Origin of the sequence: Amycolatopsis tolypomycina (assembly GCF_900105945.1) — a bacterium.
GTDB lineage: Bacteria > Actinomycetota > Actinomycetes > Mycobacteriales > Pseudonocardiaceae > Amycolatopsis > Amycolatopsis tolypomycina.
The window spans coordinates 6,471,974-6,493,805 of sequence record NZ_FNSO01000004.1; the positions used below are offsets into that span (position 1 = coordinate 6,471,974).

Annotated in this window: 14 protein-coding genes and 1 pseudogene; 6 read left to right on the top strand and 9 right to left on the bottom strand. The window is 71.9% G+C overall.

The annotated features are described in order from the left end of the window. Positions 1-248: 248 nt before the first annotated feature. Positions 249-545: pseudogene (locus tag BLW76_RS50860) on the top strand (alpha/beta fold hydrolase); the annotation flags it as partial. Positions 546-664: 119 nt separating this feature from the next. Here the strand turns inward: BLW76_RS50860 and BLW76_RS39190 are convergent. Both BLW76_RS39190 and BLW76_RS39195 read right to left on the bottom strand, forming a co-directional pair. Then, positions 665-1,699, bottom strand: a complete 1,035-nt coding sequence (locus tag BLW76_RS39190) for an alpha/beta fold hydrolase (RefSeq protein ID WP_091317023.1) — start codon at positions 1,697-1,699, stop codon at positions 665-667. Positions 1,700-1,793: 94 nt separating this feature from the next. Then, the gene (locus BLW76_RS39195; RefSeq protein WP_091317025.1) at positions 1,794-4,487 is read right to left on the bottom strand and encodes an ATP-binding protein; all 2,694 of its coding nucleotides are present in this window, start codon (positions 4,485-4,487) and stop codon (positions 1,794-1,796) included. Positions 4,488-4,623: 136 nt separating this feature from the next. Here BLW76_RS39195 and BLW76_RS39200 point away from each other — a divergent pair, with 136 nt between their 5' ends. Together BLW76_RS39200 and BLW76_RS39205 are read left to right on the top strand one after the other, a co-directional pair. Further along, positions 4,624-6,156 carry a tannase/feruloyl esterase family alpha/beta hydrolase gene (locus tag BLW76_RS39200; RefSeq protein ID WP_091317027.1) on the top strand — a complete coding sequence of 511 codons (1,533 nt, stop codon included), beginning with the start codon at positions 4,624-4,626 and terminating at the stop codon, positions 6,154-6,156. Between the two features lie 81 nt (positions 6,157-6,237). Then, positions 6,238-7,293, top strand: a complete 1,056-nt coding sequence (locus BLW76_RS39205) for an aldo/keto reductase (protein WP_091317028.1) — start codon at positions 6,238-6,240, stop codon at positions 7,291-7,293. A 595-nt stretch (positions 7,294-7,888) separates the two neighbouring features. Here BLW76_RS39205 and BLW76_RS39210 read toward each other — a convergent pair. Beyond that, complete coding sequence (locus tag BLW76_RS39210; RefSeq protein ID WP_143060770.1) at positions 7,889-8,239, bottom strand: helix-turn-helix domain-containing protein; 351 nt, start codon at positions 8,237-8,239, stop codon at positions 7,889-7,891. 459 nt (positions 8,240-8,698) lie between these two features. Then, positions 8,699-11,731 carry an AfsR/SARP family transcriptional regulator gene (locus tag BLW76_RS39215; protein WP_143060771.1) on the bottom strand — a complete coding sequence of 1,011 codons (3,033 nt, stop codon included), beginning with the start codon at positions 11,729-11,731 and terminating at the stop codon, positions 8,699-8,701. Positions 11,732-11,954: 223 nt separating this feature from the next. Between BLW76_RS39215 and BLW76_RS39220 the strand changes: the two genes are divergently transcribed. Together BLW76_RS39220 and BLW76_RS49025 are read left to right on the top strand one after the other, a co-directional pair. Further along, positions 11,955-13,181: a hypothetical protein gene (locus BLW76_RS39220; RefSeq protein ID WP_091317033.1), complete on the top strand. Its 1,227-nt coding sequence runs from the start codon at positions 11,955-11,957 to the stop codon at positions 13,179-13,181. After that, the gene (locus BLW76_RS49025) at positions 13,178-13,714 is read left to right on the top strand and encodes a hypothetical protein (RefSeq protein ID WP_167384570.1); all 537 of its coding nucleotides are present in this window, start codon (positions 13,178-13,180) and stop codon (positions 13,712-13,714) included. Before BLW76_RS39220 ends, BLW76_RS49025 begins: the two co-directional genes overlap by 4 nt. A 107-nt stretch (positions 13,715-13,821) precedes the next feature. Here BLW76_RS49025 and BLW76_RS39230 read toward each other — a convergent pair whose 3' ends face one another. Then, the gene (locus BLW76_RS39230) at positions 13,822-14,547 is read right to left on the bottom strand and encodes an ANTAR domain-containing response regulator (RefSeq protein WP_167385061.1); all 726 of its coding nucleotides are present in this window, start codon (positions 14,545-14,547) and stop codon (positions 13,822-13,824) included. Between the two features lie 175 nt (positions 14,548-14,722). Between BLW76_RS39230 and BLW76_RS39235 the strand changes: the two genes are divergently transcribed. After that, positions 14,723-15,058 (top strand): DUF3140 domain-containing protein, encoded by a 336-nt coding sequence (locus BLW76_RS39235; RefSeq protein ID WP_091317038.1) that lies wholly within the window; start codon positions 14,723-14,725, stop codon positions 15,056-15,058. A gap of 97 nt (positions 15,059-15,155) precedes the next feature. Here the strand turns inward: BLW76_RS39235 and BLW76_RS39240 are convergent, their stop codons facing one another. From BLW76_RS39240 to BLW76_RS39255, 4 genes are all read right to left on the bottom strand, one after another. Then, the gene (locus BLW76_RS39240) at positions 15,156-17,054 is read right to left on the bottom strand and encodes an RICIN domain-containing protein (RefSeq protein WP_244170525.1); all 1,899 of its coding nucleotides are present in this window, start codon (positions 17,052-17,054) and stop codon (positions 15,156-15,158) included. A gap of 121 nt (positions 17,055-17,175) precedes the next feature. Beyond that, positions 17,176-18,930 (bottom strand): glycoside hydrolase family 35 protein, encoded by a 1,755-nt coding sequence (locus BLW76_RS39245; protein ID WP_091317041.1) that lies wholly within the window; start codon positions 18,928-18,930, stop codon positions 17,176-17,178. Continuing rightward, on the bottom strand, positions 18,923-20,467 hold the full coding sequence (arfA, locus tag BLW76_RS39250) for an arabinosylfuranosidase ArfA (protein WP_091317043.1): 1,545 nt from the start codon (positions 20,465-20,467) through the stop codon (positions 18,923-18,925). The genes BLW76_RS39245 and arfA overlap by 8 nt, the downstream gene beginning before the upstream one ends. After that, entirely contained in the window at positions 20,464-21,807 is a 1,344-nt protein-coding gene (locus BLW76_RS39255; RefSeq protein WP_091317045.1) for an ABC transporter substrate-binding protein, read from the bottom strand. The genes arfA and BLW76_RS39255 overlap by 4 nt, the downstream gene beginning before the upstream one ends. Between the last annotated feature and the right edge of the window lie 25 nt (positions 21,808-21,832).

Here is a 21,832-nt window from a genome sequence, read left to right on the forward strand (position 1 = left end):
GCGCACCCTCACCGCCCTCGCGGCGGTGGCGGTCGCCGGGGCAGGCGTGCTCACCGCCGCCTCCCCCGGCGTCGCCGCCGCGCCTTCGGCCCCGAAGCCGACGGTCGTGCTGGTGCACGGCGCGTTCGAGGACGCGTCCGCGTGGGCGCCGGTGACCCGGCGGCTGCTGGCCGAGCACTACCCGGTCGGTCGTCGCGCCCGCGGTGCCGCTGCGGGGAATCGCCGCGGACGTCGCTTCGCTGCAAGGCGTGCTCGACGCGGTCAAGGGACCGAAGATCCTCGTCGGGCACTCGTACGGCGGCCTGCTGATCAGCGAGCTGGCCGGCCGCACGGCCGACGTGCGGGCCCTGGTCTACGCGGCGGCGTTCATCCCGGAGGCGGGTGAGACGGCCGGGCAGCTCAACGCGCAGTTCCCGGGGTCGCTCATCGGCCCGAGAAGGTCACCGCCACCGCGCCGGCGGGCATCCGGAAGTACGCTCTCGTCGCCACCCGCGACCAGGCGATTCCCCCGGCGGCGGAACGGTTCGAGGCCCGGCGCGCGCACGCGTCCATCACGGAGGTCGACTCGCCGCACGCGATCGCCTCGGCCGCACCCGGCGCCGTGGTCGACGTCATCCACCGCGCGACGCGCTGAAAAAGGGGCCCGGTCTCCCGGGCCCTTTCTTCACATCCGGGCGGCGTCGACGATCGCCTGGGCGAACGGCCGCGGCGCTTCCTGCGGCACGTTGTGGCCGATGCCGTCGAACACGCGGTGTTCGTACTTGCCGGTGAACCTGGCGCGGTAGGCCGCGCCGTCCTTGGCCGCGCCGTCGAAGTCGCTGCCGATCGTGATGGCCGGGACGCCGATGGTCGCGCCGGCGGTCAGTTTCTGTTCGTACGCCTCGTACTGCGGCTCGCCAGGGGCGAGGCTCAGGCGCCAGCGGTAGTTGTGGATGACGATGGCGACGTGGTCCGGGTTGTCGAACGCCGCCGCGCTGCGGTCGTACGTCGCGTCGTCGAACTTCCAGGCCGGGGACGCGGTCTTCCAGATCAGCTTGTTGAAGTCGTGGCGGTTCGCCGCGTAGCCGGCGCGGCCGCGCTCGGTCGCGAAGTAGTACTGGTACCACCAGCCGAGTTCCGCCTGCGGGGCCAGTGGCTTCTGGTTCGCCGCCAGGTTCGTGACGATGTACCCGCTGACCGCGACGATCGCCGTGCAGCGTTCCGGCCACAGCGCGGCGATGATGTCGACGGTCCGGCCGCCCCAGTCGTAGCCGCCGAAGACGGCCTTGTCGATCTTGAGCGCGTCCAGCAGGGCGACGACGTCGAGCGCGACCGCCGTCTGCTGGCCGTTGCGGACGGTCTCGGCGGACTTGAACGCCGTCGGGCCGTAGCCGCGCAGGTAGGGGACGATCACCCGGTGGCCGGCGGCGGCCAGGATCGGTGCGACGTCGACGTAGCTGTACGGGTCGTACGGCCAGCCGTGCAGGAGCACCACCGGCTGCCCGCCGGCCGGCCCGAACTCGTGGTAGGCCATGGTGAGCACGCCGGCGTCGGCGTGCTTGACCGGCCCGAGCGAGGTGTGTTCCCCGGACCCGGCCCGCAGGTCGGGGGCGGGCGCCGCGGCGGGGGCGGTGGCGGAGGTGCCCGACGAGCAGGCCGCCAAGGACGTCGCCGCGAGCCCGGCCGCGACCGTCTGCCCGAACCTTCTCCTGCTGATCATGTGCTGCTCCTGCGCCGAACGTGGGTGGGACTTTCACGACGTTAGGAGCAGGTTGGTGACCCTCGCGCCCGTCAGGTGACGCAGCCGGTGTACGTCACCCTTCGAGGGTCTTGAGCATCCCGGCGAGGTCGGCGCGGGAGCTCACGCCCAGCTTGGGGAAGATCCGGTGCAGGTGGGTGCCGACGGTGCGGTGCGAAAGGTAGAGCCGCTGCCCGATCTCCCGGTTCGTCAGCCCTTCCGCGGCCAGCTGCGCGATGCTCAGCTCGTGCGGGGTCAGCTTGTCGCGAGCGTCCGGGCCGCGGTTCGGGCTCGACTCACCCGCGCTGCGCAGCTCGCGCCGGGCCCGGTCGGCCCACGCGGCCATGCCGAGCGCGTCGAACGTCTTGCGGGCGGTGCGCAGGTGCGTCCGCGATTCCACGACGCGCCGCTGCCGCCGCAGCCACTCGCCGAACGCCAGGTGGACGCGGCCGCGTTCGGCGGGCCAGCCGGTCAGGTCGGCGTCGAGGGCTTCGGCGAACCGCTCGTCGCTCGGGTCGAGCACGGCACGGGCGTACCGGAGGCCGATCCGCAGGGCGGGTGCCGGGGCGCCGAGGGCCTCGAGTGCGGCCACGACGTCCCGCAGCGCGTCCGTCTGCCCGGCCCGGACGGCGGCTTCGGTGAGTTCCGGGACGCAGTACGCGCGCAACGCCGGCTGGTAGGCGGGATCGGCCGGGTCGAGCAGCCGCCGCAGGTCGGCGAAGGCGTCCTCGAAGCGGCCCTCGCTCAGGTTCGTCAGCCCGCGGGTCAGCTGCACGGTGGCCAGCACGGGCCGGGCGCCGGCCGCGAGCCCGGCGCGTTCGGCTTCGTCGGCCAGGGTCTTGGCCTGCTTGTGGTCGCCGCGCAGGGCGGCGATCTCGGCCTGGACCGCGGTGGCGAACCCGGCCATGAACGGCTGGCCGGTCTCCCGGGCGAAGCGCACGGCCTCCGCCGCGGCGGGCACGGCCCCGGCCAGGTCGCCGAGGCGGACGCGGCTCCACGCCTGCACGGCCAGCGCCCGCGGCAGCAGCCCGAGCCTGCCCTGGGCCCGCAGCCCGGGCGCGGCGGCGGCGGAGAACCGGGCGGCGAGGTCGAAGGCGCCGACCTGCAGGGCGGCGCTGCCCAGGTACCGGTCGACCTCGGGGTCGGCGCCGGTCCGGGAGACCAGGTCCCGCAGGTGCCCGAGGACGGCCTCGCCGCGTTCGAAAGGAGCCACGTACGCGGTGACGGCGACGATCCGCGGGTCGGCGCCGGGGACGGGCAGCCGGTCGGCGACGTCGAGGAGCTGTTGCCTCGCTTCGGGCCCGGGTTCGGTCCAGAAGCAGCGCATGGCGGCGCTCCAGAGGATCCGCAGGGCGGCGTCGTGCTGCCCGTCGGCGGCGACGGCGGCGGCGGTCCGGGCGAGCTCGGCGACGCGGGCGGGGTCTTCGCGGACGCCGTCTTCGAACTCGCTGAGCAGCCGGCCCGCGGTGGCTCGCCGCCGGGCATCGGCGGGGTTGGCGGCGTGCACGAGACGTTCGGCGGTTTCCCGCCGCCCGGACTCGACGGCCAGTTCGGCGGCCAGCAGCAGCCGGTCGGTCCGGTCGCCGGTGTCGGGACTCAGCCGCGCGGCCTGTTCGAGGGCGCTGATCGCGGCGGCGGCACCACCCCGGAACCGGGCCCGCTCGGCGGTGCGCACCAGCGCGGCGGCCACGGTTTCGTCCGGCCCGGCACAGGCGGCGGCCTGGTGCCAGGCGCGGCGATCGGGCTGGTCCCGGAGGGCGTCGACGAGGGCGAGGTGAGCGTTCCGGCGGTCGAGGGGCGTGGCGGAGGCGGGGAGCGCGGACCGCATGAGGGGATGCCGGAAGGTGACGGCCCCGGCGGAAAGTTCGATCAGCCGCGCCTCGACGGCAGGGGCGAGGACAGCAGGATCGGCGGCCACCCCCAGCAGGGTGCCCGTCGCCGTCAGGGTCTCTGTCAACGATGTCGTCTCGTTCAGCGCCGCCACCAGCAGGGCCGTGCGCGTCACCTCGGGCAGCGCCGCCACCCTCGCCGTGAACGTGCGCTCCAAGCGTTCCGTCAGCGGCAGCACCGGGTCCAGCCCGTCCAGCTCCCCGACCGCCGACGGCAGTTCCGTCAGCGCCAGCGGCAGTCCCGCCGCCTCGGCCAGCAGCCGCGTCCGGACCGGTGGGGCCAGCCGGGGCGCCACCGCGTCCAGGACCTCCGCCGCCGCGTCGGCCGGCAAGCGGTCCAGCACCATCGGGGCCAGGCCGGCCTCCAGCAGCGGGGACTCGAACCCGTCCCGCAGGGTCGCCACCAGGACGATCGGCTCGGCCTCGATCCGCCGCGCCACGAACGCCAGGACGTCCGCACTCGCGCGGTCCAGCCAGTGCGCGTCCTCCGCCACCAGCAGCAGCGGCTTGGCCACGGCCTCTTCGGCCAGCAACGTCAGCGCCGCCAGCCCGACCAGGTACGCGCTCGGCTCCGCCCCCGACGCCAGCCCCAGCGCCGTCCGCAGGGCGTCCCGCTGCGGCTCGGGCAGGTTCGCGACCCCGGCCCGGACCGGGTACAGCAACTGGTGCAGCCCGGCGTAGGCGAGGTTCCGCTCCGCCTCGGCACCGGTCGTCCGCAGCACCCGCAACCCGGCGACCGACGCCGCCGCGGCCGTCTCGGCCACCAGCGCGGACTTCCCGATGCCCGCCTCGCCGCGGATCACGACGCCGCTGCGGTCCTCCGGGCCGTCGACGAGCTCGCCCAGCTCCTTCAGCTCGGTGTCCCGTCCGATCAGCGCCATGGAAACGACCTTACCCAACCCGCGTTTCCGCAGCTCACGGCCGAGTGACGTACAGCGGCAGCGTCATCCGACGGGCGCGCGGCCGCGGCCGGCGCCCCTAGCGTTCCCCCGTCACGTTCAGCGACCGGAGAGATCTATGCTGAGATATTCGAAGAAGGGCCTCCTACTCGCCGCCGCCGTGCCGCTCCTGCTGACCACAGTCACGCAGCCGGCCGCTTCGGCAGCGACCTCGACGACCCCGTGCGCCGCCGTCGCGGTGCCCGCCCCGCCGGGCGCCAAGATCGAATCGGTGCAGGCTGACTCCCAAGCCGGGGCCCAGCCGTCGTACTGCCTGATCACCGTCACGCTGACCCACACCGGCGCGGACCACGTCAAGGTCGCCGTGGCCCTGCCGGACACCGGCTGGAACGGCCGGCTCCAGGCCCTCGGCGGCAGCGCCTACGCCGCCGGCAACTTCGACGCGCTCCCCCAGGCGGTCAAGGACGGCTACGCCGCCGTGACCACCGACGCGGGCGTGTCCCTGAACGGCCTCGACACGTCCTGGGCGCTCAAGGACGGCCAGGTCGACCAGACGCTGCTGACCAACTTCGCCACCCGGTCGGTGCACGAAGAAGCCGTGCTCGGCAAGGCCGTCACGCAGCGGTACTACCAGCGGCCGATCTCCTACTCCTACTGGACGGGCTGCTCGACCGGCGGCCGCCAGGGCTATTCCGAGGCGCAGAACTACCCGAAGGACTTCGACGGCATCCTGGCCAACGCGCCCGCCGTCGACTGGACGCAGTTCGCGGTCGCGACCCTGTGGCCGCAGGTCGTGATGAACCAGAGCCACGATTTCCCCAGCCCCTGCGTGCTTTCGGCGTTCCGCACGGCCGCGGTCCAGGCGTGCGACGCGCGCGACGGCGTCACGAACGGCATCGTCGACCGGCCCGACGAGTGCAGCTACGACCCGCGCACCCTCGTCGGGACGAAGCTGGCCTGCGACGGCCGCGAGGTCACCGTCACGGCCGCGGACGCCGAGGTCGTCCGCAAGATCTGGGCCGGCCCGACCGACGAGCGCGGCCGCCGGCTGTGGGCCGGGCTGCCGAAGGGCGCGGACTTCACCTGGCTGGCCGGCACCCAGCCGGGTCCCGACGGCACGCTGACCGCGCCGGGCTTCCCGGTGGCCGTCAAGTGGGTGCAGTCGTTCCTGGAGAAGCAGGCCGACTTCGACACCTCGAAGCTGACGTACGCGCAGTTCGCGGCCCTGTTCCGCCAGTCGGTGCGGGAGTACGACGGCGTCATCGGCACGTCCGATCCCGACCTGTCGGCGTTCCGCCGCGCCGGCGGCAAGCTGATCACGTTCGTCGGCGCGAACGACCAGCTGATCCCGCCGGGCGGCACGCTGTCCTACCGCACGCAGGTGGAACGCACGATGGGCGGCGCGCACCGGGTCAACGACTTCTACCGGCTGTTCCTCGCGCCGGGTGTCGAGCACTGCTTCGGCGGTGGCGGCCCGGAGCCGACGAACGCGCTGGGCGCGCTCGTCGACTGGGTCGAGCACGGCAAGGCGCCGGCCACGCTGGCGGCGGCGTCCGCGGACGGCAAGACGCGCGACCTGTGCGCGTACCCGCGGGTTTCGCGCTACACCGGCGGTGACCCGGCCACGGCGTCGAGCTACCGCTGCCGCTGAGTCTCCGGTCCGCGAGCGTCACCCCCAGGGCGCTCGCGGACTGGACTTGCGGGTCCAAAAATGGCTCGGCACGCTGAGGTCATGGCACTCGACCAGTACTACCTCCTCGGCCGCTCCGGCCTGCGCGTCAGCAGGCTCGCCCTCGGCACCATGAACTTCGGCACCGGCGGTTTCCACGCCGCCTACGGCAAAACCCTCGACGAAACCCGCCCGATCTTCCGGAAGTACGTCGACGAAGGCGGCAACTTCGTGGACACGGCGGACTTCTACACGGCGGGCGAGAGCGAGACGATACTCGGAAAGCTGATCGCCGAGGCGAAGATCCGCGACCGCGTGGTCCTCACCACCAAGTTCACCAACAGCGTCGACCCGGCCGACCCCAACGCCGGCGGCAACGGGCGCAAGCACATGATCCGCGCGCTCGAGGCGTCCCTGCGCCGGCTGGACACCGACCACGTCGACGTCTTCCTGCTGCACACCTGGGACCGGATCACCCCGGTCGAGGAGGTGGTGCGCACGTTCGACGACCTCGTCCGCGCGGGCAAGATCCGCTACCCGGGCCTGTCCGACGTCCCGAGCTGGTACGCGGCGCGGGCGCAAAGCCTCACGGAAGCGCATTCCCTGGCGCCGATGGTGAACCTGCAGCTGCCGTATTCGCTGGTCGAGCGGCAGATCGAAACCGAGCACGTCCCGATGGCCCAGAGCCTCGGCCTCGGCGTCACGGCGTGGAGCCCGCTGGCCGGCGGCATCCTCACCGGCAAGTACCGCGACGGCGGCACGGGACGGCTCAGCGACGGGCCCGAGCGCACCCCGCAGCTGCTCGGCCCCCTCGAAGAGGTCGCGGGCAAGCTGGGCGTGACGATGGCCCAGGTGGCGATCAACTGGGTGGCCACCCAGCCGGGCATCGCGGCGGCGATCGTCGGCGCGAGCAGCGCCGACCAGCTCGGCAAGAGCATGGCGGCACTGGACTTCGAGATCCCGGCCGAGCTGCGCACCCTGCTCGACGAGGCGAGCGCGGTCCCGCCGGAGTCGGTGTACCGCATGTTCACCCCGGCCTACCAGAACTGGATCGTCAGCCCGGAGCTGAAGATCGGCGACAAGCCGGTGGGGTACGCCCCCGCCGTGCGGAACTGGTAGCCCGCCACCCATTGGGGTGAAAATCATTCACTTTTCTTTCAGGGGGTGGCGAGTGAGGCGCTATCGCCACCCCAACAGGTGATAGAAATTCCTCGTTCGAGCTAAAGCCATCCACTGCGAGCAGCTTCGTGGCGCCCATGTCGACCCGGGCGAACGACGCATCGTTGCCAGAGAAGAGATCATCCGGACATCGAAGCTCTACTGTGGACTGTCCAATGGCGACCCGCAAGTTGAATTCGAGGCGGATTTGCCTGGTCAGGCCTTTGGGTGGCTTTTGCTCGAACGTGGCACACGATCGAATGACACCCCGCTTTGATTGGACCTCGTCCGACACGCTACGGTTCGACCACACCAACGAATGACAACCGAACGAGGTCCCCTTGACCACCGCACGACCCACGAGGGCAAAGATTGCACCTCATCCGGCAGCGGAGCGAGCGGCTTCCGGTCCCGAGCGATGGAAGGAGAAGCCGTTGACGCACCTGATGCCGTTCTGGTGGATCATCATGGCTCGCTGACCCGCCTGCGACCACCCTACCGGGGGCGAGTTGCGCCGGGCTTCACAGTGTGCTGACGAAGCCCGGCGTGGCCGGAGTCACGGCTGCCCCCGCCGCCGGAGTTCGACGCCTTCCGCGAGGAGGACGTTGCGTGTCTGGTTGTACGACATGCCGTAGGTCTTTGCGAGCTGGCGGATCGACCGCCCGTCGAGGTAGGCGTTGACCAGCCCGGGCGGGGTGGGCGGCAGCGGGATCCGCGGTGGACGCAGGGTGACCCCCGCGTCGAGCAGGGCGACGCGGATCTTGCGATAGCTGTAGGGGTGCCGCGCGACCAGGCTTTCGATCGTTTCCCCGGCGGCGTACCGGTCCACGAGGTACCGAACGAGGTCGGCCGGGATCTCCGTGGGAACGGGCTCGGGAGGACGCGTGTCTCTGTGGTCGTCGCTCACCAGATCATCGCCGCCCCGACCAGCTGATCCGTGTACGTGGGAACGCGGCCGAGGTCGCTGGCTCGCGTGTCACGCGGTCCGTATCCCACCCAACGACATCGATGTCGGCGGGTACACCGCCAACCGGGTGGCGGTCGTTCCTCACGTACGCTCATGGCTGGTTCCGCTCCCCGTGCGGTTGGCCTGTCCCTGAGGGAGGACCGGCTCGAGCGACGGTCATGACGTCAATGTGGGCCGTCGCACACGAGCGGCCGGAGAAGCCGAGTTGCCGGCACGAGCAAATCGGGCGCATGCCCCCAGCATGGTCGCCACGCCGTCCGGAACACCAGCGCACGATCGGGCCGAATATTCCACTGTGGACACAACCGCGCCGGAACACGCGTCGCACCAGGCTGTTGCCGGCTCCGCCTGTCGCGGACTCCTCGGGTGGCGGTCCGCGGAACGCCGGTTCGGGGGAACCTAGCGGTTGCGCCGCAACCGCGGTGGCGGCATCGCCACCGTGTCACGCTCGCCGTCGCGGGCGGCCGGGATGACCGGCTCCGAGGCATCCAGCTCGGCGACGAACTCCTCGACCTCCGCCGCACGCCTGGTTCGTGCCCGCCCCCGGTAGAGCTCCGCCGCCTGTACCCACAACGCCCTCGCGTCTTCTCGGTTCCCGTGGTCGCGCAGGATCGCCGCCAGCGTCGACAACGCCCTGGCCTGGCCGGTGGCGTGGCGGGTCCGGTCGGCCAGCTCGACCGCACGGTGCGCATACCACAACGCAGCCCGGGCATTGCCCTGCCGGTGCCGCAACCGGGCCAGCACGGTGTTCAGCTTCATCACCGCCGGCAGGTTCAGGCACACCGGGGTCAGTTCCGAAGCTCGCCGGCACTGGTCGTCCGCCTCGGCCAGGCGCCCCAGATCGGTGAGCAGCGCGGCCAGCGCCGTGTGGATCTGCAACCGCGCCGTCCCGTCCTCGGACTTCCACAGGTGTTCCAGCGCCTCGGCGTAGAGGTCCAGCGCCTCCTGCTCGAACCCACCCGCCGCCACCAGCGCGTTCGCCAGCCGGTGGGCCGCGGCCGCGCACAACGAAGGCTCGGCCAGTTCGTAGGCGACCTGCAGCGCCAACCGGCACAGCACAGCGGCCTCCGGTGCCCGGCCGACCCGCAGGTGCCACCGGGCGAGGTTCAGCGTCGAAGCGATCCGGCCCAGTGGGAAACCGTCGGTCTCCGCGAGTGCCAGCGCACGCCGGAGGTGGTGTTCCGCCTGCCCCTCTTCTCCCATGTGCATCAACACCACCGCGAGGTCGTTCAGGTGCGACCCGAGCACCTGACGCAGCTCCGGAACCGACTCCCCACCTTCGGCGAGGACCTCGTCGATGCTGCGGATCGCCCCGGTGAGGCAGCTGACCGCGTCGGCGTAGAAACCCATTTCGGTGATCAGCTCGGCGAACAACGCGGGGAGGTAAGCGCTTTCACTGCCACCGGCCGCGGCGATTTCCAGCAGCAGGTTCTTTTCCCGCACCACCCACTGCCGGGCCAGCGCCGCACTGCCGAAGCCGGCCCCCGGGTGCGTCCGGCTCACCGGCAGCCGCGGCGGCGGCTTGTGCGGGAAAACCAGGCGGTGCGCGTCGTAGGCCATCACCAGGTAGAAATCGAACAGCCGGCGCCGCACGGCCGAACCGTCGGCCAGCTGCTCGGCGACCGAGGCGGCGTAGGCGTGCACGAGGTCGTGGACGCGGTAGCGGTCCAGGTCGCTGGGGTGCTCGAGCAGGTGGGCCGCCACCAGGACGTCGAGCGAACGGCGAACAGCAGGCAAGGGGCGCCCGTCCCCGGCTGCCACCGCTTCGGCCGTCACCTCCGCACCGGGGTGCGCCCCGATCACCGCGAGCGCCCGTCGCTCACCGGGTCCCAGCACCTGGTAGGACGCCGTGAACGCCGCGCGCAGGCTCCGCTGGAGCGCGTCTCCCTCGTACCCGAGGTCCAAGAGCATGTCCGCGTCCCGCAGCTGCCCGGCCAGCGTCGACAGGAGCATGCCGGCGCGCGCCGCGGCGCGATCGGCCACCAACGTGAGCGCCAGCGGATTCCCCTGGCACACCCGCACGAGTTCGGCGACCCCGGCACGGTCGTCCCTGGCCCGTCGGCCGATCCTGCGGTCGAGCAGCGCGGTCGCGTCCGGCACGGCCAGCGGCGGCACCGTGACCACCGGCGGGGACACCGTCGCGGCCAGCGACGGCAACCGCCACCGCGAGACCACCAGCACCGTGCAGGCGTCGAGCACGCCCAGCAGCGGGGCGACCTGCTCGCGGCCACGCACGTTGTCGAGGATCACCAGCATCGACCGCTGGTGCAGCAGCGCCGAGAGCTTCGCCGCTCTCGCCACGGGGTTCACCACCTGGTCGACCGGGAAATCCAGCAGCGACAACAGCGTGTCCACGACCTCGCCGCTGTTCGCGGACGTCGCCTGACCGTCGCCCCGCAGGTCGAGCAGGACGACGCCGTGCCGGAACCGGCGCCGGGCCCGGTGCGCCCAGCGCACGACCGCCGTGGACTTGCCCACGCCCGGTCCCCCGGTCACCACGACCACGCCCCGGCGCGACGCACCGCTCGAATCGGAGGTGAAGGCGTCGAGTTCGGCGAGCAGTTCGGCTCGCCCCTCGACCCCGTCGCAGTCGGGGGGCACGTGCCACACGGCTTGCCCGGCCGGCTCCTCGGCAGCAGCCACGGCGCGCACCTGCACGGCCGGGCGCGGGAAGTCACCGTCACCCGAGATGACCTCGTCGTGCACGGCCCGCAGCTCGTCCGCGGCACGCAGCTCGCCGATGTCCCGGTACTCGCGGCGCTTGGCGAAGTAGAACTCGGTCACCTCGTCCGGGCGATCCGTTGCGGCCAGGGCCCGCAACCGCAGCTTCGCCAGGCTGAGCTCCAGCGGATGCGCGTGCTCCAGCTCCAGCAGCCTGCCGAGCGCCACGTCCGCATGCCCGACGGCGAGCAGCTCGGCGACGAGGAAAGCGTTGGCAGGCAGCCAATGGCCGCGCGTCCACTGCGCACGCCAGTCGTCGGCCCGCTGCGTCCGCAGGTCGGCCAGCGGATCGTCCCGCCACAGCCGCACCGCCGCCTGTGCCTCGATCTGGGCCCGCCGGTGGTCGCCGCGATCACGCAGCTCGCGCGCCCGCGCCATCCCGCGGGCGAACGCGCGGTGATCGACCAGCGCCTCGTCGATCTCCACCACGCACCCGTTCTTCCCGACCCCGACGCGCGCCGGGATTCCGCTCTTCTGCAGGGCTTGCCGGAGGTGGACGGCGTTCTGGTGCAGGGTGGCCAGCGCTCCTCGCGGCGCGTTCTCGTGCTCGGCCCACACCCAGTCCACGACCGCGTCGACCGGGAACCGCTGGTTGGGGGACGTCAGCAAGGCGGCGAGCACCTGCCTCGATCGCGGGTGAGCCCACTTCACATCCACTTTCCCGTGCAGCAGCATGGCCGTTTGCCCGAGAATTCCGAACGCGATTTCCACGCGGTCCCCCTTCGCCCTGGATCGGTCACCCGCCAACCGCTCCACCCCCCGGGCATTTTTCCATTGTCATCCGCGAATAACCACGTCAGAACCCTTGCGACGACCTGGATGACCGTCATTTTTGATCGATTGTCAACCGACAAAACCGCAGGCCGAAAGGCTTTTGTGAACCGCGCCCTCCACCTTCGTGACAACAACTGGACAAAACACGAGGAGGATCGCGATGACCGCCGGTACGTGGTTGCGCAGCCCCATCGGACGCACCGACGCGCACTGGGCGACCCGCTGCGGGACGAAGTCCGTCCTGGTGCTCGTCCCGCACGTCGTCGCCGGTGCACGGCTGCTGGATCTGCTGCCCCTGCTCGAAGCCGACCACCGTGTCCAAGTCGCGTTCACCGATCCCGAAGGCGGCGACAACTGGCAGGCCACCCACGAATTCCTGCGCGCACAGGGCGGCCCGGTGCTGCCGTGGGCGCAGGCCCGCCGCAGCGACGTCGACCTCGTCCTCGCCGGCAGCACCCGCGGCATCGACGACTTCACCGCCCCCGTGGTGCTGGTCCCGCACGGCGGCGGGCTCGGGCAGTACCGGCCCTGGCGCCCGCCCTTCGCCGTGGCGCGGCGCCACGACCCGCAGCTCGGTCTCGGGCCCGACCAGCTGGTGCGCGAAGGCCGGGTCCGCGCGGACGCGCTCGTCCTGGTCCACGACCGCGAGCGCGAACTCCTCGCCGAGGCTTGCCCGCGCGCCCTGCCCACCGCGGTCGTCGCGGGCGACGTCGCCCTCGACCGCATCACCGCCAGCCTGCCTCACCGCGACCGGTACCGGCACGCCCTCGGCGCCACCGAAGACGATCAGGTCGTCGTGGTCACCTCGACCTGGTCCCCCCGGTCGGCGTTCGGCCGTCACCCTGATCTGTTCGACCGTGTCCTGGCGGCGCTCCCGCGGGACGGCTACCGGGTCGTCGGGGTACTGCACCCCGCGATCTGGGCGCACCACGGGACCTGGCAGATCCGCTCCTGGCTGGCCGCCGCCCTCCGTTCCGGGCTCGTCCTGCTGCCACCGGAAGAAGGGTGGCGCGCGGCACTGGTCGCCGCCGACCACGTGCTCGGGGACTACGGATCCGTCACCGGGTACGGCGCCGCGGCAGGCGCGTCGATCCTGCTGGCCGGCGACCCCGGCCAGCCACTCCTGTGCGGCACCCCGGCCGAGGTCCTCGCCCGGCACGCACCCCGCTGGCAGCCCGGCCGGCCGCTGCGGCCCCAGCTGCGCGCCGCCAGGGAGGCCCGCGACGCCGCCGGGCTGCCGGACGTCGTCCGCGGCCTCCTGACCTCCCGCCCGGACGAGGCCGGCACGATCCTGCGCCGCACCCTGTACCGGCTGCTGGGCATTCCCGAACCGGCGCACGCCGTCCCGGTTGCCCCTGTCCCGCTGCCGAAACCGGTGACGGCATGACTGCCCGCCCCGCGGACCTCACGACGTGGCACTACACCTGCGGCCACCACGAAGGCACGGTGGTCACCGGCGCTCCGGACGACCGGGCTTCGCTCGCCGACGCGGTGATCACCCCGGCCCGGTCCCGCGAAGCCGACGGCCGCGCCGCGCTGGCCGGGCTCTTCGACCGGCTCCCGGGGCTCACCCTGGCCGCCGTCCCGATCCGCTCGACCGGTCTGCTGCTCGGCGACCGCCTCGGTCACCTCACCCTGACCGGCCACGGGCCCGCCGAACCGGCCGCGGTCGTCGCCTGCGCGTGGTTGACCACCGGACGGCCCTTGACCACCCTGGCGGCGATCACCGGCTGGGCATGCCGTCCCGGGTCCGCCAGGTGGCGGCCGGAGACCACTTCGCCACCCTGGATGATCTGGTGGGAGTGCTCCACCGTCGAGGTGGCCGAACGGAGGACCTCCGCGGGTGACCGGACCTCGGCGCGCGGGCGGAACTCGTGGTTCTGGTGGCGGTGCACGCCGCCGAGGGGGTCGGTTCCGTAGACCAGGCGGACGGCGGGCCGGCCCGTCGGCCGCGGCCGACGTCGGCGAGCAGCTCGTCGCCGGCCCACCTCGCCGTCCTCGAGCGGCTGGACGTCGAACGCGTTTGTTCAGTGCCGGGCCGGCCCTCCGTCCGCCGAGCTCATCCGCTTCGTGAACCGCGCCGCCACGTCGCGCAGCTTGATGTTCGTGTGCTGGGACTCCACGATCAGACGGTGCATCGCCGCGTCCTCGGTGACGCGGTGGATCAGCATCAGCATGCCCTTGGCCTGCTCGATCACCGCCCGGGTCTCCATCGCGTTGCGCAGCTCGTCCGCCAGCCGGCGCGCTTCGCGGTACCTGCGCGTCAGCCGCAGCACCGTCTCCACGCACAACGTGAACAGGCGTAGCACCTTCGTGTCGAACTCGTGGTAGCCGTGGGTCTCGAAGCCGAACAGCGTGATCGCGCCCACCAGGGTGTCGTCCACCCGCAGGGGGACCGCCAGGTAGCTGCCCACGCCGAGTTCCTTGGCCGCCGCCACGAATTCGGGCCACTGGTCGCCCGTCTCGGCGACCGCCACCCGGACCACCTCGCCCGTCAGTGCCGCGAGCAGGCCGGGGCCGTCGCCCGCCGCGTACTGGACGTCGTCGATGCGCCGGGCTCGCTCGTCGGTGAAGGCCGCGGTCTGCGTCACGCCGTCGCGGACGACCATGATGCTGGCCAGGTCCGCGTCCGGGACCACCCGGACCGCCTCGCCGCAGACCGCGTCGAGCAGGCCGGGCGTGTCGGACATCGATTCGAGGACCCCGACGAGGTCCGCCAGGACGGCGTTCAGCTCGTCGACCCGCTCCGCCATGCCGTCGCCAGTGGTCGGCAAGGCCCACCCCTCCCATGCGTCAAGCGGCGAGCACGGGATCGAGCTCGCCAGCAGCGTCAACAGAGACCACCGCTGGCGTTTCAACGGGTCCGAACGAATTCTACCGGCCACGGACCGCCGGTTTGGCGGAGGCCGCGCCGGGTAGCCGACGAAGATGGACAATCCGGCTGTTGACGACGAGCTGTGGGCGGAGTTCCACCGGGTGGTGAACATGACCTCGCGCGAGCTGGAGGACTGGCTGCGCACCCGCGACGCGGGCCCGGAGACGGAGCCGCTCCCCGACGAAGCGGGGCCGCCGACGGGGCACCAGGTCCTGGGCGTCCTGCGCAAACGGCGGTCCGACGTGGACGACCGCGACGCCGACGTGATGCGGAAGGTGGTCGACCGGGTGCTCTCGGAGCGCCGCGACGACCTCGAGCCGACGGCGGGCGAGGCCCACTGGCGCCACCGCCTGATGTCGATCGGCCACGACCCGCTCAAACCCGCCTGACCAAAGCGCCCCAATGTGGCGTTCGTTGCGTCCAACGCACCCAATGTGGCGTTCGGTGCGTCCAACGCACCGAACGCCACATTGGGGCGCTTGAGACTCAGCCGGCGATGGCCTGCCAGCGCTGGTTGGGCCCGTTGGTCGGCTTGTACAGGCCGATCCGGGCGCCGTCCTCACGGGACTCGCTCGTGACGTCGAGCAGCTGCCCGCTCGCCGCGTTGACGAACGTCCAGGTGCCGTCACCGGTCGTGGACAGCGTCCACTGCGCCGCCGGGTCGCACGCGCCCGGCGCGGCCAGCGTCACCGCGCCACCCGACGTGCTGAGCACCTGGCCGGTGCCCGCGTTGGTGATGGTGAACCGGTCGCGGTTGCCGTAGCGGCCCGTGCGGTCGGTGAGCGTCCAGCGCTGCGACGCCGCCGAAGCGTCCGTCGTCCGCTGGACCAGCGTGCCGTTCTCCGCCGACAGCGACTTGCCACTCTGCACCCCGGTGAAGGTGAACGGCTTGCCCGAGCCGATGCCCGTGCCGGCCGCCGTCGACGAGACGCCGTTCACGAGGAACGTCGTCACCGAACGCGCCGGCACCCGCAGCGTCGCCTTGCCCGCCGACACCCGCACCGGCTTGCCGCGCTGCAGGGCCCCGTTGACGTCGGTGACGACCGGCGTCACCGAGGCGCCCGGGCGCACGGTCCGGAAGCCCGACAGGTCCAGCGTGACGTCCTGGTCGTCGGTGCCCGCGTTGGTGTGCACGACCGCGGACAGGTCCTCGCCCCGCATCGCGACCGTCGACGCGGTGTCGTTCACGCCGATCAGCCGGTCACCCGGCTTGATGTAGTGGGTGAAGTTGCGCATCGTGTTGAACTTGGTGTTCGTCTTGATCTGGCACGTCTGCAGGGTGGCGTTCTTCGGGCAGTCGAACGGGACCTGGATCTCGCCCCAGTTCATCCCGGCCGCGGACTCGCCGCCCGGCTTCATGTTGTTGTAGTCCTCGATCGGCTGCCAGCTGACCCACGCGCTCGGCTCGAGCAGCCGCAGGTCGTCGGTGATCTGCTTGGCCATGCCGAGGCCGGGGTCCATGTTCGTGAAGTCCTGGCGGTCCAGCCAGCTGCCGCCGACCTCGCTCATCCACAGCGGCTTGTCCGCGCCCTTGGCCAGGTCGCGCGGGACCGGCCGGTTGCCGGTGCCGTAGGTGTGCACGTTGAGCCGGCCCGCCGCCGCGCGGGCGTCGGCCGACCAGCCGTTCCAGTCCGCGGCGAAGATGTCCGGGTTGGTCTCGTCGGGCGCGGAGACGATCGCCCGCGAGCCGGCCGACTTCAGGGCCGCGGCCATCGCCGGGATCAGCTGCGACTGGACCGCCGGGCCGATGTGCGCGCCTTCCTGCCGCCCGCCGGTCGGGTTGCCGTCGGCGCCGAGGGTGGTCTTCCAGTAGTTGGTGTTCGGCTCGTTCAGCGGGTTCACCGAGGCGAACTTGATGCCGTGCGCCTTTTCGAGGGCGCGCACGGCCTGCGTCATGTACGCGGTGAAGTCGCCGATCTTGTCGGTGCGCAGCTGCTCGTCGGTGGCGTTGAAGCCGCCCGAGACGTAGCCGGAGACGGTCTGGAAGTACGGCGGCGAGTTGCTGAACGCCTCCCACTTCGTGACCTGCTTCTTGATCTTGTCGATCCACCAGCGCTGGTTCGGGTCGGCCTTGGGGTCGAACTCGGCCGGGTCGCCGGGGGTCCACCAGTCCTTGTCGGTGCGGGTGGTGCCGGCCGGCGCCTTCCACCAGCCCGGCACCGCGGCGCCCGCACGCAGGTACGACGGGACGTCGGGGGCGTTGCCGCCGCCGACGTTGAACCGGGCGATGTTCAGGTTCAGCCCGTCCGGGCCGAAGACCAGGTCCGCCAGCTTGTTCCGGATGGCGTCGGGGTAGCCGCCGGTCGCCTCGGCCATCCAGGCCAGGCTGGCGCCCCAGCCGTCGAACGGCTGCTGCCGGTAGGTCGGGTCCGGCTTCACGGTCACCGTGGTGGCCGCTTCCGCCGGTGCGGCAACGACCGCGCCGCCTATCAACGGTACACAAAGGACGGTGAGCAAACGCCGCAAGTTCATCGTCGAACTGCCCTTCGGTGCGGTGGGGACTTTCTCAGGCCTCGGTGTGGCCCAGCAGCGGCCGCGGCACGAACCGGGCCGCGGGGTCGAGCATCGTGCCGAGTTCGAGCACGACCAGTTCGTTGGCGCCGGCCCGGACCACCGGGCGCGGCACGTACAACGTGCGTTGCGGGCCGCGCCGCCAGTAGCGGCCGAGCGCGAACCCGTTGAGCCACGCGACGCCCTTGCCCCACTCCCCGGTGTCGAGGAACAGGTCGGCGGGCTCGTCGACGTCGATCTCGGCGCGCAGCACCACCGGACCGGCCACCGCACCCGCCACCGGCGAAGGCGACGAAGGCCGCAGCGCGGGCAGCGCGGCCAGGTCGAACGGCAGCACGTCCCAGCCGGTCAGCGGCTCGCCGTGCAGCGCCGCCCCGCCGATGATGCCCTTCGCCTCGCCGATGCGCGGGCCGTAGTCGACACGGCCCTGGTCCTCGACCAGCACCAGCAGCTCGCCGGCCGCGCGCGGCAGCGGGATCGCGCGCTCGTGGTGGTCGCGGCTGAGGGTGCCGACGAGGTCGCCGTCGAAGAACACGGTGGCGCGGTCGCGGACCTCGCCGAAGGTCAGCACGCCGGGCCGGTCGCCCTCGACGGCACACCGCAGCAGCGCGAGCTGCGGCATCGGCGTGAGCTCGTCGAACGCGGGCAGGTCCTCGTGGAACTCCCAGGTGCCCCATCGCTCCGGGGCGTCGAGCAGCCGGACCGGGTCACGCAGCACGCCGGACGGCGTCGGCGCGGGCCGGGCCGGCGGCGGGACCGTGTCCGGCACCTTGTGGTAGCGGGCGATCACGTCACGGAAGGCGTGGTACTTCGGCGTCGGGTCACCGGCCTCGTCCAGCGGCGCGTCGTAGTCGTAGGACGTGATCAGCGGCTGGTAGACGCCCTTGTCGTTGGCGCCGTTGGTGAGGCCGAAGTTGGTGCCGCCGTGGAACATGTACAGGTTGACCGACGCGCCCGCGGCGAGCAGCGCGTCGAGCTCCGCCGCCGAGTCCGCGGCCGACGTCGTGTGGTGGTGCGCGCCCCAGTGGTCGAACCAGCCGTTCCAGAATTCGCTGCACATCAGCGGCCCGGTCGGCTGGTGCGCGCGCAGGATCGCCAGCCGCGCCTCGGCGGCCGACCCGAACGACGCGGTGCGGTGCAGCCCCTCGAGGCTGCCCGCCTCCAGCATCTCCGGCGTCGGCTGGTCCACTGTGGTCAGTGGCACGGTGATGCCGGACTCGCGCGTGTGGTCGGCAAGCGCTTTCAGGTAGCGCTTGTCGTCGCCGAACGCGCCGTACTCGTTTTCGACCTGGACCAGCAGCACCGGCCCGCCGCGGTCGATCTGGTGCGGGACGACGACCTCGTACACCTTCGTGAGGTACTCGCGGACGGCGTCCAGGTACTTCGGCTCGTACCGGCGCACCCCGACCGACGGGTCGCGGAACAGCCAGGCCGGCAGCCCGCCGTTGTCCCACTCGGCGCAGATGTACGGGCCGGGCCGCACGATCGCGTACATCCCGGCGTCGGCGACCATCCGCAGGAACCGGTCCAGGTCGAGCCCGCCGGTCAGGTCGAACGTGCCGGGCTCGGGGGCGTGGGCGTTCCACGCCACGTACGTCTCGATGGTGTTGAGCCCCATCCGCCGGGCCTTGTCGATCCGGTCGGCCCACAGGTCCGGGTGCACCCGGAAGTAGTGCAGGGCGCCGGACAGGATGCGGAACGGGCGGCCGTCGAGCAGGAAGTCGTGCTCCCCGATGGCGAACTCAGGCATGCGGGCCCGCCTGCGGGGTCAGCTGGAGCACGCTCCAGGACAAGGGTGGCAGTGTCACGGTGATCGTCGTCCCCCCGGGATCGGACGTCGCGGCGGCGCCGGGTAGCGGCACCGGCCGGACCGGTTGTGAGTCTGCGGTGTTCACCGTGTGGCGGGTCTCGCCGTCCGGTGTGGTCAGGGTTTCGGCGGCGTACACGCCGAAGCGGGCGCCACGCAGGCGGATCCGGACCTCGGTCGGCGACGCCGTCGCGCGGTTGGTCAGGAACACCGCCCCGCGCCCGGATTCCTCGACCGTCGCGGCAACGTCGACGAGGTCGACTTCGCCGTGCTGCGCGGTGCGGAGCCGGTCGCCGTCGACCGACAGGCGCAGGCTCGCGCCGCCGGCCAGCGCGGCCACCCGCTGGAACGGGTGGAACGTCGTCTGCCGCCACGCCGGCCCGCCGGGTTCGCTGCGGATCGGCGCGATGACGTTCACCAGCTGGGCCTGGTTCGCCATGGTCACGCGGTCGACGTTGCGCAGCAGGGAACTGAGCAGCGATCCGACGACGACCGCGTCGGTGACGGTGTAGGTGTCCTCGATGATCCGCGGGTGGTGCCGCCAGCCGCCCGCGGCCAGCTCGGCCTGGTCGACCTCGTTCCAGCGGCGCAGGTCCCAGACGTTCCACTCGTCGACGCTGATCCCGATCTTCTTGTCGAGCCCCAGCTCGGCGAGGGTTTCGTCGATGACCCCGGCCGTCGTGCGGATGTAGCGGTCGAGCGCGGCGCCGCTGGCCAGGTAGCTGTCGGTGTCGCCGTGCAGCTCCTGGTAGTAGGCGTGCAGCGAGATGTGGTCGACCAGCTCCGCGGTGTGGCGCAGCACCGTGCGCTCCCACGAGCCGAACGTCGGCATGTCGGCGTGCGAACTGCCGGCCACGACCAGCTCGAGGTCGGGGTCGATCATCCGCATGAGCCGCGCGGTCTCCGCGGCCAGGCGGCCGTACTCCTCGGCCGTCTTGTGGCCGATCTGCCACGGGCCGTCCATCTCGTTGCCCAGGCACCACAGCTTGAAGCCGAACGGGCGGTCGGCGCCGTTGGCGCGCCGCCGCTCGCTCAGTTCCGTGCCGCCGGCGTGGTTGCAGTACTCCAGGACGTCGGCTGCTTCCTGGATGCCGCGGGTGCCGAGGTTGACGGCGTACATCACCTCGGCACCCGCGGCTTCGGCCCACGCGACGAATTCGTGCAGGCCGAAGCGGTTGGACTCGACGCTGTGCCACGCCGGGTCCAGCCGGGCCGGGCGCGATTCGACCGGCCCGACGCCGTCTTCCCAGCGGTAGCTGGAAACGAAGTTGCCGCCGGGGTAGCGGAGCACGGTCGGCCCGAGTTCCCGGACCAGCTCCAGGACGTCGCCGCGGAAGCCGCGACCGTCCGATGTGGAGTGTCCTGGTTCGTACAGCCCGGTGTAGACCGACCGGCCCATGTGCTCCACGAACGAGCCGAAGAGGCGACGCGGGACCGGGCCGATGACCTGACCCGCGTCGCCTTCGATGTGGACGGTCATCCGGCGCTGACCGTGAAGCCCTGCTGGTTGCCGTAGTCGACGAGCGCCTGCTGCCAGGCCGCCAGCCCCGCGTCGAGGCCGGTGTTGGCGAGGTAGGCCTTGCCGACGGTGTCGCTGTAGATGCTGTTGGCGTAGGTCTGGAACGGCAGGTAGGTCCAGCCCGGGGCGACGTCCTTCGACGCCTGGGTCAGCACCTCGTTGACCTTCTGTCCGCCGAAGTACGGCATGGCCTGGTCGACGAACGCGGGCGAGGTCAGGTCGGCGGTGGTGGACGGGAAGCCGCCGCTCTTGATGAACGGCTGGACGCCGCCGCCGTGGTTGAGCCAGCGCACGAACGCCGCGGCCAGCGCCGGGTTCTTGCTCTGCTTGACCACGGACTGGGTGCTGCCGCCGTTCTCCGCGGTGACCGCCTTCTGGCCGTCGTAGGTCGGCATCGGCGCCACGGCCCACTTGCCGCTGCCCGCGGTCACCGAGGAGATGAAGTTGCCGGGCATCCAGGCGCCGGTGGGCAGGGTCGCGATGGTGCCGTCGCCGAGGGCGCGGAACCAGTCGTCGGACCAGCCGGCGATCGGCGAGAGCAGCTTGCCCTCGACCAGCTGGTTCCAGACCGACGTCCACTTCTTGGTGCCGGCGTCGCCCAGGTTGATCTTCACGTTCCGGCCGTCGACGGAGAACGGGTGGCCGCCCGCCTGCCAGATCATGCTCAGCGTGAACCCGGCGTCACCGGTGTCGGCGGTGATGTACTTGGTCGGGTCGGCGGTGTGCAGCTTCTTCGCCGCGTCGACGTACTCGGCCCAGGTCTTCGGCACGGCGATGCCGTACTTCTCGAAGACCTCCTTGTTGTAGAACAGGGCCATCGGGCCGGAGTCCTGCGGGAGACCGTAGAGCCCGTTGCCGTTCTTGACCTGCGTCCACGTCGAGGCGCTGTAGTCCTTCTCGAACGAGCCGAAGCCGTAGGAGTTGAGGTCGACCAGCGAGTCGGTCAGCGCGAACTGCGGGAGGGCGTAGTACTCGATCTGGGCGACGTCGGGGGCACCCGAGCCGGCCTTGATCGCGTTCTGGAGCTTGGTGTACTCGTCCTTGTTGGTGCCCGCGTTGACGTAGTTGACCTTGACGTTCGGGTATTCCTTCTGGAACGCGGCCACCTGGTCCTTGGCCGACGGGGTCCAGCTCCAGTACGTGATCTCGCCGCCGGCCTTCAGCGCGGCGTCGACGGAGTCCTGGGTGCCGGTGGCGGCGGCGGGCGCGGAGGACGTGCCCCCGGAAGAGCAGCCGACCGCGAGCGCGGCGGCCAGCGCGACGGCGGCGAACGCCTTGGCGCGGGTGCGGATTCTTGACATCGGGTGTCCCTTCACGGCGGTGTGA